15 protein-coding genes are annotated in these 15,590 nt (G+C 69.4%); 2 read left to right on the top strand and 13 right to left on the bottom strand.

Annotated features, from left to right (window positions below; genetic code table 11):
• Window positions 1–121: 121 nt before the first annotated feature.
• Both ACMT1E_RS10120 and ACMT1E_RS10115 read right to left on the bottom strand, forming a co-directional pair.
• A complete protein-coding gene (locus ACMT1E_RS10120; RefSeq protein WP_414900037.1) occupies window positions 122–568 on the bottom strand; it encodes a hypothetical protein in 447 nt (148 codons plus the stop codon).
• A 21-nt stretch (window positions 569–589) separates the two neighbouring features.
• Window positions 590–2,836, bottom strand: a complete 2,247-nt coding sequence (locus ACMT1E_RS10115; RefSeq protein ID WP_414900036.1) for a TonB-dependent receptor family protein — start codon at window positions 2,834–2,836, stop codon at window positions 590–592.
• 119 nt (window positions 2,837–2,955) lie between these two features.
• Here ACMT1E_RS10115 and ACMT1E_RS10110 point away from each other — a divergent pair, with 119 nt between their 5' ends.
• On the top strand, window positions 2,956–3,705 hold the full coding sequence (locus ACMT1E_RS10110; RefSeq protein ID WP_414900035.1) for a Crp/Fnr family transcriptional regulator: 750 nt from the start codon (window positions 2,956–2,958) through the stop codon (window positions 3,703–3,705).
• Window positions 3,706–3,762: 57 nt separating this feature from the next.
• Here ACMT1E_RS10110 and ACMT1E_RS10105 read toward each other — a convergent pair whose 3' ends face one another.
• The 9 genes from ACMT1E_RS10105 to ACMT1E_RS10065 all read right to left on the bottom strand — a co-directional run bounded on the left by ACMT1E_RS10105 (window position 3,763) and on the right by ACMT1E_RS10065 (window position 12,952).
• Entirely contained in the window at window positions 3,763–6,168 is a 2,406-nt protein-coding gene (locus ACMT1E_RS10105; RefSeq protein ID WP_414900034.1) for a TonB-dependent receptor plug domain-containing protein, read from the bottom strand.
• 184 nt (window positions 6,169–6,352) lie between these two features.
• Window positions 6,353–7,030 (bottom strand): DOPA 4,5-dioxygenase family protein, encoded by a 678-nt coding sequence (locus ACMT1E_RS10100; protein WP_414900032.1) that lies wholly within the window; start codon window positions 7,028–7,030, stop codon window positions 6,353–6,355.
• A 70-nt stretch (window positions 7,031–7,100) separates the two neighbouring features.
• Window positions 7,101–7,805, bottom strand: coding sequence for an RBBP9/YdeN family alpha/beta hydrolase (locus ACMT1E_RS10095; protein WP_414900031.1), 705 nt, complete (start codon window positions 7,803–7,805; stop codon window positions 7,101–7,103).
• Window position 7,806: 1 nt separating this feature from the next.
• On the bottom strand, window positions 7,807–8,037 hold the full coding sequence (locus ACMT1E_RS10090) for a hypothetical protein (protein ID WP_414900030.1): 231 nt from the start codon (window positions 8,035–8,037) through the stop codon (window positions 7,807–7,809).
• A 242-nt stretch (window positions 8,038–8,279) separates the two neighbouring features.
• Complete coding sequence (locus tag ACMT1E_RS10085) at window positions 8,280–8,516, bottom strand: hypothetical protein (RefSeq protein ID WP_414900029.1); 237 nt, start codon at window positions 8,514–8,516, stop codon at window positions 8,280–8,282.
• Between the two features lie 83 nt (window positions 8,517–8,599).
• Window positions 8,600–9,880, bottom strand: coding sequence for a dihydrolipoamide acetyltransferase family protein (locus ACMT1E_RS10080; protein WP_414900027.1), 1,281 nt, complete (start codon window positions 9,878–9,880; stop codon window positions 8,600–8,602).
• 5 nt (window positions 9,881–9,885) lie between these two features.
• Window positions 9,886–10,890 carry an alpha-ketoacid dehydrogenase subunit beta gene (locus ACMT1E_RS10075; RefSeq protein ID WP_414903386.1) on the bottom strand — a complete coding sequence of 335 codons (1,005 nt, stop codon included), beginning with the start codon at window positions 10,888–10,890 and terminating at the stop codon, window positions 9,886–9,888.
• A gap of 5 nt (window positions 10,891–10,895) precedes the next feature.
• Window positions 10,896–12,179, bottom strand: coding sequence for a 3-methyl-2-oxobutanoate dehydrogenase (2-methylpropanoyl-transferring) subunit alpha (locus ACMT1E_RS10070; protein ID WP_414900026.1), 1,284 nt, complete (start codon window positions 12,177–12,179; stop codon window positions 10,896–10,898).
• 113 nt (window positions 12,180–12,292) lie between these two features.
• Window positions 12,293–12,952 carry a DsbA family protein gene (locus ACMT1E_RS10065; protein WP_414900025.1) on the bottom strand — a complete coding sequence of 220 codons (660 nt, stop codon included), beginning with the start codon at window positions 12,950–12,952 and terminating at the stop codon, window positions 12,293–12,295.
• 140 nt (window positions 12,953–13,092) lie between these two features.
• On the opposite strand from ACMT1E_RS10065, the gene ACMT1E_RS10060 reads away from it, so the two are divergent.
• Window positions 13,093–14,262 carry an acetyl-CoA C-acetyltransferase gene (locus ACMT1E_RS10060; RefSeq protein ID WP_414900024.1) on the top strand — a complete coding sequence of 390 codons (1,170 nt, stop codon included), beginning with the start codon at window positions 13,093–13,095 and terminating at the stop codon, window positions 14,260–14,262.
• A gap of 15 nt (window positions 14,263–14,277) precedes the next feature.
• Here ACMT1E_RS10060 and ACMT1E_RS10055 read toward each other — a convergent pair whose 3' ends face one another.
• On the bottom strand, window positions 14,278–14,700 hold the full coding sequence (locus ACMT1E_RS10055) for a hypothetical protein (protein ID WP_414900022.1): 423 nt from the start codon (window positions 14,698–14,700) through the stop codon (window positions 14,278–14,280).
• A gap of 33 nt (window positions 14,701–14,733) precedes the next feature.
• Window positions 14,734–15,564 (bottom strand): sterol desaturase family protein, encoded by an 831-nt coding sequence (locus tag ACMT1E_RS10050; protein WP_414903384.1) that lies wholly within the window; start codon window positions 15,562–15,564, stop codon window positions 14,734–14,736.
• Between the last annotated feature and the right edge of the window lie 26 nt (window positions 15,565–15,590).

The raw sequence follows: 15,590 nt of genomic DNA, 5'->3' as shown, positions 1-15,590 counted from the left end.
GCGGTGGCCGCCCCGCTTGACGCGAGCAGAGTTTCGGGCGCGGCACGAGACCCGGTGGCGTGCCCGGACGGTCGGTGGCCATCGTCGCGGCGCGGCGATGGCCACCGGTTTTTCCGGCAGGTCAGGGCGTGACCTGCGCGGCCGCGGTCGGCGTCAGACTGCCGCCGCGGACCAACACGACCTGAAGCAGCACGTCGCCGTCGCGGGCGGCGGCCCAGTGCTCGCCGCCGCCGGCGGGCAGGACGACGACGCTGCCGGGGCTTAGGCGGCGCTCCGCCGCCGGATCGACTATGTTGCCGTCGCCCCAGGTCAGCGTGCCCGACACGACGGTCAGCAGGCGGATCGGGCCGCCGCCGCCATGCGGCGGCAGGAACTGGCCGTTGCCGATGCGGAGCAGCAGGCTGAGCGGCTGGCCGTCCTTGTCGAGCGCGAGGATCGTGCGGCGAGCGACGTCGTGGACGATTTCGTAGCCGAGCTTGTCGATATCGAGCGTGGTCGATGCGCCGGTCGCGGCGGCGGGGGCCGCCAGCGCGGCGGCGGCGGCGAGAAGCAGGATAGGCTGGTGCATGACTGGTCCTTTCTTTTGGGGTCAGAAGCTGAGGCGGATGCCGCCGCCGAAGGCGCGGCCGTCTCCGGGCAGGAAGGCGGCCTGATCCGGCCGCGCCTGATCGACGATCAGGGTCGAGGCGGCGTAGCGTTTGTCGAACAGGTTGGTGATTTCGGCGAAGACGGTGGCGCCGCCACCCAGCCGGTATTCGCCGCGCAGATCGGCTACGGTGTAAGCGGGGTTGTAGAGCGTGCCGAGGTTGTCGACCGGCGTCTTCGCCGGCACCCAGCGCAGGCCGGCCTGCGCGGTGAGGCTGTCGACCGGTTGCCAGTCGAGGCTGGCCTGCAGCCAGTGGCGCGGGGCGCCGGCCAGCCGGTTGTCGCCGCGCAGCGGATCATGCCGGAAACGGAAATCCTGCCAGGTATAGGCGATCCGGCCGTTGAGCGTCGGCAGGATTTGGGCGCTCAGCCCCAGCTCGACGCCGAGATGGCGGGTGCGCGGCGCGTTGGCGGCGCCGAGCGAGGTGCCGGATTCGTCGCGCAGGCTGAGCAGTTCGTTGCGGACCCACGCATAATAGGCGACCGCGTCCCACGAAAAGTCGCCGGACCGGCCGCGCCAGCCCGCCTCTGCCGTGGTCGCGCGCTGCGCCTTCAGCGCCGGCGTGACGAAGGCGGCGGCGGGGAGGGCGGGGTTGGCCGGGTTCGGCCGCCCGGCGCTGCTGTTCGGCGTGCCGTTGACGGTCGCCAGCAGGTCATCATGGGTCGGCGGCTCGAAACTGCGGCTGACCGCGACGAACAGCGTCTGGTCGCCCGACGGCTGCCAGGCGAGGCCTAGCGCCGGGCTCCACCCCCGATAGGTGTGCGCGTAACTGGTGCTGACCGTCGGCACCGCGCCGCCGGGCAGCGCCATGCCGGGGTTGGCCGGGCTGTAGGCGGCGGTCGGCCGGGTCGCCGCGCCGAAACGGTCGATATTGTCGCGGGTGGCGCGCGACCAGGACAGCGACGGCGACAGGGTGAGGTCCGTGCCGAGCGGGATGTTCAGCCCGGCGTTCAGCGCCAGCGTATCCGCCTTCAACCGGCTGCGCCCGAACAGCGCGCCGCGCTTGCCGGAAAGGTTCAGGTAATTGTCCCGGTCGGCGGTGCCGGTCACATATTGGGCGGTCGCTTCGAACAGCGGCAGCGCGCGGGTCGCGTCCGGCTTGTAGGCGTAGCGGGCGACCAGCGTCACGTCGTCGCCGTCGGTGTCGCGGACGCCGGCGGACATCGGGAAGCGGAACATGTCGTCGGTCGCGGCATAGCCAAGCGCGAGGTCGACGACATGGGCGCCGAACGCCCCGGTCGCGCGGGCACCGGCCTGGAACTGTGTCGCTTCCCGCCGGGTCCTGTCCCGCACGACATTGGGGCCGGGGTTGATCGCCCCGGCCGGCGTCACCGTCGGGCCGGTGAACACCGCGCGCGGATTGCTTTTGAGCAGCGCCATGGTCAGCGGGCCGGACACGTCGAAGCCAAGATCGGTATAGCTGGCGAACAGCCGCACTGTCACCGCGTCGGTCAGCCGCACGCCGACATTGCCGCCGACGCCGATCCGGCGTGAATCATTGTAGGTCCGGTATCCGTCGCGGCGGGTGAAGTCGCCGCGCAACAGCATGTCGAATCGTTCGCCGGAGAGGCCCGCCCGCGCGTTGGCGCCGAACTGGCCGAAGCTGCCGCCGCTGGCGGACAGGCCGACGCCGGGGCTGGTGCGGCCGTTGGGCGACACCAGGTTCAGCGCCCCGCCAAGCACCGTCGCGCCCAGCCGGTTGGCCATGTAGCCGCGATAGACCTCGATCGCCTGCGCCTCGCCGGGATTGGCGAAGCCGACGATATAGGAGCCGTCGGCGCGGTTGAGCGGCAGGCCGTTGCGCAGCATCAGCACCCCGCGCTCCACCGGGTTCTGCTGCAGGCCGGAACCGCGCATCTGGATGCGCGGCTGGTCGTTGCCGCCGAAGAAATCCTGCACCACCACCCCCGGCACGGTGGCGAGGGCGCGCGCGATGGTCAGGTTGGTGCTGGCCGGCAGCGCGTCGGCCGACAGGATGGCGGTCGCCCCGGCGGCGGCATCGAGCCGGGTGACGACCGGGCTGTGCGGCGCGACGACGACGATTTCGCCCGCCGCGCCCGGCGACGCCGACTGGGCGAGGGCGGCGCCGGGGACCAGCGCCGCCGCCAGCGCCGGAACGCCAAGCGCCGCCGTCAGGCGGGCGGCGGCGGGGGACGACAGGCGGGGCAGGCGGCGGCGGGGAGGGGGCATATCACCATCTTTGCTATTGCGAGTTACTCGCATATAAGATGTATCGGCGATGATGGTTTTGCGCTGGCGCAATATGCCGGCCGATTGTCGCTGCAGGCGGACGAGCGGGGGACGAGCCGATGGACTATCGCGCACGGGAGCAGGCGGCGGCGCTGCGTGAGCGGCTGGCCGGGGTCGAGCTGCTGCGCTCGCTGTCGCCGGAGGCGCTCGACGCGGTGCGCGCCGCGATGCGGATAGAGCGGGTGGCCAAGGGCAAGGTGATCTGCGCGCAGGGCGAGGCGGTCGACCGCGCCTATGCGCTGGGCACCGGCAGCGTGCGGATCGTCCAGACCGGCAGCGACGGCGGCGAGGCGATCGTCCGCTTCATCGGCCCCGGCGAGATGTTCGGCGCCGCGCACTTGTTCACCGACCGGCGCTTTCCCGCCGACGCGATCGCGGTAGAGGCATCGACCGTGTTTAGCTGGAGCGGTGCGGACCTGCTGGCGCTGATGGCGCGGCACGGCGCGATTTCGACCAACATGATCCGCATCCTCGGCAACCGGATCGCCCAGCTTCAGGAACGGGTGCGCGAATTGACGACGCTGCGCGCAGAGCCGCGCCTTGCCCAGGCGATCCTGCGCCTTGCCGCCCAGGCCGGGCGGGACGGGCTGCGCGGCACGACGATCGAAATGCCGCTGCGGCGCAAGGACATCGCGGCGTTCGCCGGCATCACCCTCTACACCGCCAGCCGCTTGCTCTCCGCCTGGCAGAAAGCCGGCTTCCTCGCCAGCCGGCACGGGCGGCTCACCCTGTTCGACCTGGCGGCGATCCGTGACATGGCCGCGGGCCATCAGGGCCCGCCGCGCTGTCGTGCCGCCGCCACGGGATAGTGCCTCCGCCCGGTGCGGACGGTTGCCGGCGGCGGGCGCCGGCAACCTGTTTCGGGCTTACCAGTTCACCCCCACCCGCGCGTAGAGGAAGCGGCCGTTGAAGCCGAACGGCGAGTAGAAGGGGAAAGCGGTCACGCCGGTCGAATTGAGCGACGCGGGCACCTGGCGCGGATAGGTGTCGAACAGATTGTCCGCGCCGATCGCCAGCGTCACCCGCTTGGCGATGGTGTAGCGCGCCTCCAGGTCGGCGATCACCTTCTTGCCGGTGTGCAGGTCGGCGCTGCCGTCGACCAGCGTGCCCGGCTGGTTGACGTCGCCATAATACGTGGCGCGCCCGGTCACGCCCAGGTCGCCGAGCGACCAGTCGACCGAGCCGACCACCTTGGTGCGCGGCGTGCCCTGCTCGATGGTCAGGATGCGCTGGCGGTTGAACAGCGTCGGCGCCGGGTTCAGCGTCGACGTCGTCGTCGGCACCTTCTTGACCGCGATGTCGCTGAAATTGGCGGCAAGGGTGAAGTCGAACGTGCCGGCCCCGGCCGTCGGCTGGCGGTAGCGCGCGACGATGTCGACGCCCTTGGTCTGCGTGGTGACGCCGTTGATGAAGAAACGGGCCGCCTGCACCCCGAACGGCGCGAGGATGTCGGCGACGGCCTGGCTGAAGCTCGCCTGGATATTCTCCGACAGGGCGAGCTGGTCGCGGATGCGGATGTGATAGCCGTCGACGGTCAGCTCGAACCCGCCGGAGCGGACGACGAAGCCGAGCGAATAGTTGGTCGACTTCTCAGGGTCGAGCGCCCGCCCGCCCAGCGCCGCCGCGATCGGGCTGGTCGTCGGATAGGTGCCGGTTTCCAGCAGATTGCCGTTCGAAATGACCGACGCCGTCGAAGTGAAGAAGCTCTGCTGGAGTGATGGCGCGCGGAAGCCGGTGGATACCGCGCCGCGCAGCGCGAACCAGTCGGTCGCGTCGTATCGGCCGGACAGCTTGGCCGTCGCCGTCTCGCCGAAGTCGGAATAGCTCTCGCCACGGATCGCGGCGGCGATGGTCAGCCGGTCGTTGAACTTGGCTTCGACGTCCAGATAGGCGGACAGGTTGTCGCGGCTGACGTCGACCTCGTTCGCCGGCTGGAAGCCGATGAAGCCCTGCGCGCCGCTGGCGAGCGCGGTGTTGCCGCCCAGCGGGCCGCGATCGTAGGATTCGTGCTGGCCGGCGACGATCTCATAGCCCTCGCGGCGATATTCGACGCCGGCGGCAACGGTCAGCGTGCCGTCGCCCAGCCCATATTCGCGGTTGAGATCAAGCCCGGTGATAAACTGGTTGTAGATCAGCGCGCCATCATCGAACGCGGTCGGCGAAGCGGCGCCGTAGGTCGCGTTGATCGAATCGAGCGTGCTGAAATCCAGCCGGTTGCGGCCGTAGCTGACGTTCAGGTCCAGATTCCACCCACCGATGTCGCCACGCACCCCGGCCGCCAGCGTCAGGTCCTTCGACTTTACGCCGATCAGCGGCAGGAAGCCGTCCGGGTAGACGGAGGCGACGTTGTTGGCGTTGCTCGGCACGCGCGGGAAGGCGGCGCTGACGCTGTCGCGATGCTGGTAGCCGCCCCAGCCGTAGAGCTGCCAGTCTTCGCCGAGCGGCACGCCGGCATTGGCGTAAAGCGTGTACTGTTCGACATCGGGGTCGCCGAAACGCGAGCGCAGCTTGGCCGGGGTGGCGCGCGGGTCGAGGTCGCCACGGCTGGTCGGGTTGCGGTTCAGATATTCGGCGGAAAGGGTCAGGAAGCCGTCCTGCCCCAGCGCCAGTCCCTGCCAGCCGGAAATGGTGAAGGTCTCGCCGTCATGCGCGTCGCGCGATCCGCGCGCCGCGTCGATGGTGGTGCGATACTGGCCGATGCTGGCGTTGAGTCCGCCGCCCGACCGCGCCTCGCGCAGGCGCAGGTTGATGACCCCGGCGATCGCGTCGGACCCGTATTGCGCCGACGCGCCGTCGCGCAGCACCTCGATCCGGTCGAGGGCGACGCCGGGGATGGTGTTCAGATCGACGGCGGACGAGCCGCGCCCGACCGATCCGTTGACGTTGACCAGCGCCGAGGAATGGCCGCGCACATTGTTGATCAGCACCAGCGTCTGGTCCGGCGACAGGCCGCGCAGCGTGGCCGGGCGGACGGAATCGGTGCCGTCGACCACGGCGGCGCGCGGAAAGTCGATCGACGGGGTGATGCTGGACAGTGCCTCCGCAACCTCCGTCGTGCCCTGCTGGCGCAGGGTGCTGGCGGTCAGCACGTCGACCGGCGAGACGGAATCGAGCCGGGTGCGGCCGGCCGCGCGGGTGCCGGTGACGACGATCACATCCTCGCCGCTGCTGGCGCCCGGCGGGTCGCCGGCCTGCTCGGCATGGGCAATGCCGGGCGTCGCCACGATCAGCGCGACCGAGGCGGCGAGGCGGATTTTCGGATGAATCGGCATGGTCGTCTTACTCCCTGATGCGAACCGTTTCCGCCTGGCGGGCGCGGGGCCACAGACCGGTCCGGCTTTGACGCTTTATTTCTATTGTTTGGATGGAGAATTGCGACGTGGCTTTCCTAACGCCATGGGAAGATTTACTTTGCTGCACATGCACAATGCCTGTCGCGCGCCGGGTGGCGGGTGGTCAGGCGGTTTCGACGGCAATGGACGGGTGGGTGTTGGGATGGATCTGTTCGACCCTCGGCTGCCCGGCCGCCGCCGGCTTCATCGCGTAGGCGTTGACCGGTTGCGAGCGGTTGACCCACAGCGCGTAATAGAGGTGGTCGGCGCGGGGATCGTCCGTGTTCGGATGCAGCAGGATCGTCAGGCCAAGGCTGTTGAGTTGCAGCCAGGGAATCACCACCGGCACCAGATCGTTGGTGAAGCCGAAATAAAATGACGGCGTGACGTGCGGGCCGCGCGGCTCCAGGTTCCAGTTGCCCAGTTCGACATGGAAGCGCTCGGCCGACCAGCGGCGGAGCAGCGCGGCCTTTTCGTAGCTGTCCTCGTCGAAATAGACGTGGGCGTGATAGCTTTCGATCCGCGTATAGGGCTGTGGCCGCGACGGTAGGGCCTGTTCACCCGGCCGTACCGAGACGGGGCGCGGCGTCGCTTCGCGATAGGTGTCGTATCCCCAGGGGCTTTGGCCCGTGGTGTGCCGTGCAGGCGCTCCCGCCTGCGGCTGCGCGCGTGCCGGGGCGGCGAGGGCGCCCGCCGCGGCGACGGCACCGGTGCCGAGCAGGAACCGGCGACGCTGCGGCGATAACAGGTCGGCCCAGTGCTGGTCGTCCGCCGCATCGCGGGGATAGGGGGCGTGGGACATGGCGTATCCTCCTGTGGGGTGGGAATGGTCGGTCGGGAATGGCGGCGGTCTGCCGATGTCGCCGGCGTCTTCAGGATGTGCCGGGCCGTTCGTCGGGCGGATGGCGTGAGGCGCCGGCGGGGGCGGCGCGCGCATCTGTCGGGGGCTGCGGCCGGTGATGATTGCGTGCGACGATGCGTGCGGCGCGGCGGCCGAGTTCGGCGCGACGGAGCGGCTTGCCGGTCAGCAGGGCGGCCAGTTCCTGACCCTGCGGCCAGCTGCCTAGCCGGGAGCGGGCGTTGATGTGGCCAAGCTCTCCGGCGTCGACCAGCAATGCGCCCCAGCGGGCCGCCATCTCGCGAGAGCGGTCGATCGTCGCGTAAGAGTCGTCGCGGCTGGCGACCAGCAGGGCGGGAAAGGGCAGAGGCGCCTGCGATGTCGGGCCGAAGCGGGCGACGCGGACGTCGGTGCCGGGCAGGTCGACATCCGGTGGCGCGACCAGCAACGCACCGCGCACCCGCGCCGCGCCGGATGGACCGAGCAGCTGCGCCCACCACGCGACCGCATGGCAACCGAGGCTGTGCGCGATCAGGACGACGTCGCCCTGGGCGTCGTGGACCGCCTGATCCACCCGACTGATCCAGACATTGCGGATCGGATCGCTCCAGCAGCCGAGATCGATGCGGTAGCAGTCGTCGCGCTCGCGTTCCCACCGGCTCTGCCAATGGTCGCGGCCGGAATTGTCGATGCCGGGAACGGTGAGCAGCCTGGGCGCCGCGGGAAAGCTGCCGCCCATGTCAGGCCGCCGCGCCGGCTGCGAGAGCGGCGGGGGGGATCGCCGCTTCGGCTGTTTCGACTTCGACCACGCTGTCCGACGGCACGTCGCGGTACAGATGGACGTTGGCGCCGATGCGGCTGCCGGGCCGGGCGGCACGCGCCCGCCAGTCGTACCGGGCCTGCCGCAGGCCCGGTACGACGACAGCCAGTTCGCCGGGAAAGGCGATGGCGCGTGGTGGACGATCCGGCATGGGCGTACTCCGTGACGACCGGGTGTGGCCCCCCAAACAGGCAACGCGCGCAATCTAGCGGCGCCGGTTTTTTCGTCTGCGCAGATTTGGACGGGGGATTGAAAGATTTACTATCTATAAAGTAGAGATTGAGTGTCAGTTGTGCTGACACCCAGAGAACCACCGTCGCATGGCGCGCGCGTCGCCATGCGACGGCCAAGCGCGGCGCTGTGCCGCAACGACGATAGCCGGCTGTGCCGGGGTCAGCGGGGATGGCGGCGGGCGGCCTTTTCGGCGCGGCGGCGTTCCTTCGCCTCGCGCTTTTCCTGCTTGCGGATCTCGCGGCCGCGGTTGCGGTCGGCCTCGTCCTGGCTGGTCGTCATCCAGTCGGCGGTCTGGCCGACGGCGCGGACCGGCAGGGTGACGACATTGGCCGCTGTCCGGGCGACGCAGCCCGGCAGCACCAGCGGCACGGCAAGCAGCAACACCCAACGCATCATCGCACGATCCCGCATTACACCGCCGCCAGCATAGGCGCGGCCGGCAGGGACCGCATTACCGATGCGCCGGGCCGTTCGGCCGATCAGTCGGCGAACAGCAGGACCGGGGTTTCGAGCAGCTTGCGGACCGCCTGGACGAAGCTGGCCGCGTCCCACCCGTCGACGACGCGGTGGTCGCAGGAGATCGACAGGTTCATCAGCTTGGCGGCGACGATTTCTCCGTCGCGGATCACCGGCCGCTCAATCACCCGGTTGGGGCCGACGATCGCGACTTCCGGGCGGTTGATGACCGGGGTGGTGGCGATGCCGCCGAGCGGGCCGAGCGAGGTGACGGTCAGCGTCGAGCCGGACAGTTCCTCCGCCTTTGCCTTGCCGGTGCGGGCGGCGTCGGCGAGGCGGACGATTTCCGCCGCCAGTTGCCAGACGTTGCGACCCTGCGCGTTGCGGATCACCGGCACCATCAGCCCGGCATCGGTCTGCGTCGCCATGCCGAGATGGACGGCGCCATGGCGGGTGACGACGCCGGCTTCGTCGTCATAGCGGGCGTTGATCATCGGGAAGGCGGGCAGCGCCTTGCACAGCGCGACGATCAGCAGCGGCAGCATGGTCAGCTTCGGGCGGGCGCCGCGATTGGCGTTCAGGTCGGCGCGCATGTCTTCCAGCGCGGTGACGTCGATTTCCTCGACATAGGTGAAGTGCGGGATGTGGCGCTTCGACGCGGCCATGTTCTCGGCGATGCGGCGGCGCATGCCGATGACCTTGATCGGCTCGTCGGCGCGGGCGGCGCCGGCCGGGCGGAAGCCCTGCGCGCCGTTATAGGTCAGAAAGGCGTCGAGGTCGGCATGGCGGACGCGGCCGTCCGCCGCCGCCTTCACCTGCGCCAGGTCGATGCCGAGGCTCTGCGCGCGGGCGCGGACGGCGGGGGAGGCGAGGACGCGGGCGGCGTGCGCGGGCGCTGGGGCAGGGGCCGGGGTGGGAGCGGGGGCCGGAGCGGGCGGCTCCGGGGCTTCCGCTTTCGCGGGCGCGGCGGGGGCGGGCGCCGGGGCGGCGTCTTCGGCGCCGGGGGTTTCGGCGGCGATGCGCTTTTCCTCCGGCGTGTCGGCCGGCGGTTCGTCGACCGCGCCTTCGACCTCGATCACCGCCAGCGCCGAGCCGATCGCGACGACATCGCCAACTTCGCCGGCGACTTCGACGACGGTGCCGGCGACCGGCGATTCCATCTCGACCGTCGCCTTGTCGGTCATCATGTCGGCGAGCTTGCCGTCCTCTTCGATCCGGTCGCCCGGCTTGACGTGCCAGGCGACGATCTCTGCCTCGGCAATGCCTTCGCCGATGTCCGGCAGGCGGAAGGTGAAACGGGCCATGGCGATCAGTCCTTCAGGATTTTCTTCAGCGCCTCGCCGATGCGGACCGGGCCGGGGAAATAGGCCCATTCGAGGCTGTGGGGATAGGGCGTGTCGTAGCCGGTGACGCGGGCGATCGGCGCCTCCAGCGCGTGGAAGCAGCGTTCCTGCACCTGCGCCGACAGTTCGGCGCCGAAGCCGCTGGTCCGCGTCGCTTCGTGGACGATCATGCAGCGACCGGTCTTTTCGACCGAGGCGGTGATCGTGTCGATGTCGAGCGGGACCAGGGTGCGCAGGTCGATGATCTCCGCATCGACGCCGCTCGCCGCGACGACGCCGGAAACGACGTGGACCATCGTGCCGTAGGCGAGGATGGTCACTGCTTCGCCGGCGCGGACGACCTTCGCGGTGCCGAGCGGGATGCGGTAATAATCGTCCGGCACCTCGCTGCCGTCATGCTTGGCCCAGGGCTGGACCGGGCGGTCGTAATGGCCGTCGAACGGGCCGTTGTAGATCCGCTTCGGTTCGAAGAAGAGCGTCGGGTCGTTATCCTCGATCGCGGCGATCAGCAGGCCCTTCGCGTCATAGGGGTTGGACGGGATCACCGTCTTGATCCCCGACACGTGGGTGAAGATGCCCTCCGGCGACTGGCTGTGCGTCTGGCCGCCGAAGATGCCGCCGCCGAACGGCGAGCGGATGGTGATCGGCGCGGTGAATTCGCCGGCCGAGCGGTAGCGCAGCCGTGCCGCTTCCGACGCCAGCTGGTCGAGCGCGGGGTAGATATAGTCGGCGAACTGGATTTCCGGCACCGGGCGCAGGCCGTAGGCGCCCATGCCGATCGCGACGCCGATGATGCCGCATTCGGTAATCGGCGTGTCGAACACCCGGGTCTTGCCGAATTTCTTCTGCAGGCCGGCGGTGGCGCGGAACACGCCGCCGAAATAGCCGACGTCCTCGCCGAGGACGACGACGGCGGGGTCGCGCGCCATCATCACGTCCATCGCCGAATTGATCGCCTGGATCATATTCATCCGGGTCATCGGCCGATCTCCAGCCCGGCGGCCTTCGCTTCGTCGAGCATTTCCTGCCGCTGTTCGGCGAGGTGCCAGGGCATGTCCTCGAACACTTCCTCGAACATCGTTTCCAGCGGCTGATGGAGGCCGTGGCCGAGCACGCCGTTCTTCTCGGCCTCCCGCGCCGCCGCCTTGACGGTTTCGGCGAGTTCCAGGTCCATCGCCGCGTGGCGTTCCTCGTCCCATTCGCCGAGCGCGATCAGGTGGTCCTTCAGCCGCTTGATCGGGTCGCCGAGCGGCCATTCCGCCGCCTCATGCGCCGACCGGTACTGCGACGGGTCGTCGGAGGTGGAATGGCCTTCGGCGCGGTAGGTGAAATGTTCGATCAGCGTCGGGCCCTGGTTGGTGCGGGCGCGTTCCGCCGCCCATTCCGTCGCGGCATAGACAGCGAGCGCGTCGTTGCCGTCGACGCGCAGCCCGGCGATGCCGTAGCCGACGGCGCGGGCGGCGAAGGTCGTCGACTCCGCCCCCGCGAAGCCGGAGAAGCTGCTGATCGCCCACTGGTTGTTGACGACGTTCAGGATCACCGGGGCGCGGTAGACGCTGGCGAAGGTGCAGGCGGAGTGGAAATCCCCTTCCGCCGTCGACCCTTCGCCGCACCAGGTGGCGGCGATGCGGGTGTCGCCGCTGGCGGCGCTGGCCATCGCCCAGCCGACCGCCTGCGGATATTGTGTGGTGAGGTTGCCGGAGATCGAGAAGAAACCCTTTTCGCGGACCGAATACATGATCGGCAACTGCTTGCCGTGCAGCCGGTCCGCCCGGTTGGAATAGATCTGGTTCATCATGTCGACCAGCGACCAGTCGCGGGCGATCAGCAGGCCCTGCTGGCGATAGCTGGGGAAACACATGTCGTCCGGCATCAGCGCGAAGGCGGCGGCGACGGCGATCGCCTCCTCGCCCGTCGACTTCATGTAGAAGCTGGTCTTGCCCTGGCGCTGGGCGCGGTACATCCGTTCGTCGAACGCGCGGGTCAGCGCCATCGCGCGCAGCATCGCGCGTAGCCGGTCCGGCGGCAGTTTCGGGTCCCAGGCGCCGATGGCACGGTTGTCTTCGCCGAGCACGCGGACGAGGCCATAGGCAAGGTCGCGGAACGAATCCGGCGCCGCATCGGAGGCGGGGCGGAGCGCGGCACCGGCAGGCGGCACCGCGAGGTCGCTGAAATCAACCGTGTCGCCCGGCCGGAATTTCGGTTCCGGCACGTGCAGGCTGAGCGGCCTGAGGTTGGCGTTGGGGCGATCGACAGGCATCCTTGCTCCCGACACTGGCGGATCCGCTCGGCCGACTCCGAGGGACGCATCATTGTGCGCCCTTGTTATAATATTTCAACGCAGCGCGCGAGAGGGGAGAGGCGCCCTTGCGATCAACGGCTTATCTGGAGCTGCCGCGCCTGAGCAAAAGCGCGTTTGAGCGCGGTTTCGTCGAGTGCGCCCTGCACCAGCAGCGGGCCGATCAGCATTGAGGGCGTGCCGGCAAGGCCAAGGCCGCGGGCATCGGCGGCGTTGCGCGCCAGCCGCTGGTCGATGACCCGGCCGCCCGATTCGAGCACCGAGAGCAGCCACGGCCAGTCGCCGCCCGCCGCTTCGACCGCCTGGCGCAGCACCGGCGGGTCCAATCGGCGCCGTTCGGCCATCAGCCGGGTGTGCAGAGCCGGATAAATGCCCTGCGGCACTGCGGCGAGGGCGGTGCGGGCGGCGGCAACCGCCGGTTCGCCGAACACCGGCCAGTCGCGATAGATCAGGGTGACCCGGCCGTCGTCGGCGACCGCGCGGGCCAGTGCCGGGGCCGATACCTTGCACACCGGGCACAGATAGTCGGTGAAGACGACGGCGATCAGGTCGGCATTCGGCGCGCGCAGGCGCGGCGAATCGCTGTCGTGCAGCACCGACTGAGCGATAGCGTTATCACCGACGTCGACACCGAGGTCGCGGCCCCGGCGCAGGACGAAGGAGACCAGTGCGCCGATGCCGATTGCGCCGCCGAGCAGCAACAGATCGCGGCGATCGAGCTTCGGCCGCGCCATGTCAGTTGCGCCGCCCCGCGTTTGCCCCGGTTTCGGGTGCCGCCATGTCCATCCTCCGTCGGTGTCCTTCCCCTTGTGCCGGCGCGGCGGTTGGGACAAGGAAAAGGCAACGAATTGCCCTTTACGTAAGGAGGAAGGCGATGGCGACGGCCTATATCGTCGATGCGGTGCGGACGGCCGGCGGGCGGCGCGGCGGGCGGCTGGCCGGGTGGCACCCGGCCGATCTGGCGGGGGCGACGCTGGATGCGCTGGTCGATCGCGCCGGCATCGACCCGGCGGCGATCGACGACGTCATCATGGGTTGTGTCGGCCAGGCCGGCGAGCAGGGTTTTCACGTCGGACGCGGTGCGGTGCTGGCGTCGAAGCTACCGGAAAGCGTGCCGGCGGTGACGATCGACAGGCAGTGCGGCAGTTCGCAACAGGCGATCCATTTCGCCGCGCAGGCGGTGATGAGCGGGACGCAGGACATGGTGATCGCTGCCGGCGTCGAATCGATGACCCGCGTGCCGATGGGATCGCCGGTGACGCTGTTCGCCAAGGCAGGGCTGGGCGAACCGAAAAGCCCGCGGCAGGAGGCGCGCTACCCCGGCATCGCGTTCAGCCAGTTCACCGGCGCCGAGATGATCGCCCGCAAGTTCGGCTTCGATCGCGGCACGCTCGACGCCTTTGCGCTGGACAGTCACCGGCGGGCGGCGGCCGCGACCGCCGCCGGCGCCTTTGCCGACGAGATCGTGCCGATCCCGGTCGAGACCGAGGACGGCACCGTGCTGCACCGGACCGACGAGGGCATCCGCGCCGACGCGACGCTGGAGGGAATAGGATCGGTCAAGCTGCTGAGCGAGGGCGGGGTGATATCCGCCGCCAACGCCAGCCAGATGTGCGACGGCGCATCGGCGGCGCTGATCGTGTCCGAGACGGCGTTGAAGGCGCATGGCCTGACTCCGATCGGCCGCATCCACCAGTTGACCGTCACTGCCGGCGACCCGGTGGTGATGCTGGAGGAACCGCTCTACGCCACCGACCGGGCGCTGAAGCGCGCCGGCATGACGATCGCCGACATCGACCTGTACGAGGTCAACGAGGCGTTCGCGCCGGTGCCGCTGGCCTGGCTGCGGCATGTCGGCGGTGATCCGGCGCGGCTGAACGTCAATGGCGGCGCGATCGCGCTTGGCCACCCGCTTGGCGCGACCGGCGTCAAGCTGATGGCGACGTTGCTCAACGCGCTGAAGCAGCGCGGCAAGCGGTGGGGCCTGCAGACGATGTGCGAGGGCGGCGGTATCGCCAACGTGACGATCGTCGAGCGGCTGTAGCGGCGGGGTGTCCGATCAGGCCGGGATCGGTTCGGCCGGTGCGAGGTCCTTGTGCGGGCCTTCGTGGATCAGTTTCAACTGGCCGACGATGATCAGGATCGCAAAGCCGGACAGGATGAAGGAGTTCACATACCAGTTCGGGCCGAGTTCGAAGGTGCCGGCGAACACCTTCTTCCAGCCGTTGAAATGCTGGGTAGCGGCGACGACCAGTCCGAGGACGCCGAACACCGCCGCCCAGTAACGCGCGAGCCAGTGGTGCGGGTTGGGCAGCAGCATCAGGATACCGAGCAGGCCGATGACGCTGCGCTGCATCCGGCAATAGGGGCAATGATAGACGAGGTCGGCGAGGTCGACGCCCCAGGTGATGAGGCTGAGCAGGATCGACAGGATGCCGAGCAGGCGCATGTTGCGGAAGAAAATAGCCGGTATCGTCGTCATCGCTGAGCCTCCCCGAAAGCCAAGCCTGCGTAGCTACGATACCTGATCGCTTTGCGCCAGCCAGCGCGCGCGGATGCTGTCCGACGTGTCGCGGCTGCCGTCCGGGGTCCAGCCGGGCGGGCCGAACAGATAGCCGAGGCGGCTGCGCCAGCCGCGCGCCGAGACGAGATCGCGGGCGATGCCGATCCATTCGTGAAACGCCGCCCACAGGATGTTGAAGCTGCCGAGGTTGCGGACGATGCCGTAGCGCGGGCGATCGTCGGGCCGTTCGGCGACGAAGCTGCCGAACAGCCGGTCCCAGACGATGAACACGCCGGCATAGTTGCGGTCGAGGTAGCGCGGGTTGGTGGCGTGGTGGACGCGGTGGTGGGACGGGGTGTTCATCACCGCTTCGAACCAGCGGGGCAGGCGGTCGATCGTTTCGGTGTGAATCCAGAACTGGTAGATCAGGTTGATGCCGCCGCAGACGAACACCATCGCCGGTGGGAAGCCGAGCAGGAACAGTGGCAGGCGGAAGATGAAGGCGGCGGAGAAGAAGCCGGTCCATGTCTGCCGCAGCGCCGTCGACAGATTATAGTGCTGGCTGGAATGGTGGATGACGTGGCTGGCCCAGAACCAGCGGACCCGGTGGGCCGAGCGGTGGAACACGTAATAGGCGAGGTCGTCGAGGACGAAGCACAGCGCCCAGGCCCACCAGACATAGGGGATGTGAACCGGCGCCAGTTGCCAGACCTGCACCGCCAGCCAGAACACAGCACCGGCGGAGAGGGCGCCGGCAACGGTGCTGCCGAAGCCGAGCATCAACGAGGTCAGCGTGTCGCGGGGGCAGTAGCGGCGGCGGTCGCGGAGGCGGGCGACCAGCATTTCGGCCAGCACCAGCGCGATGAAGA

Source organism: Sphingomonas flavalba (assembly GCF_047553045.1).
GTDB lineage: Bacteria > Pseudomonadota > Alphaproteobacteria > Sphingomonadales > Sphingomonadaceae > Sphingomonas_L > Sphingomonas_L flavalba_A.
The sequence above is the reverse complement of the archived record's forward strand: the minus strand, read 5'-3'. Positions and strand labels throughout refer to the sequence as shown.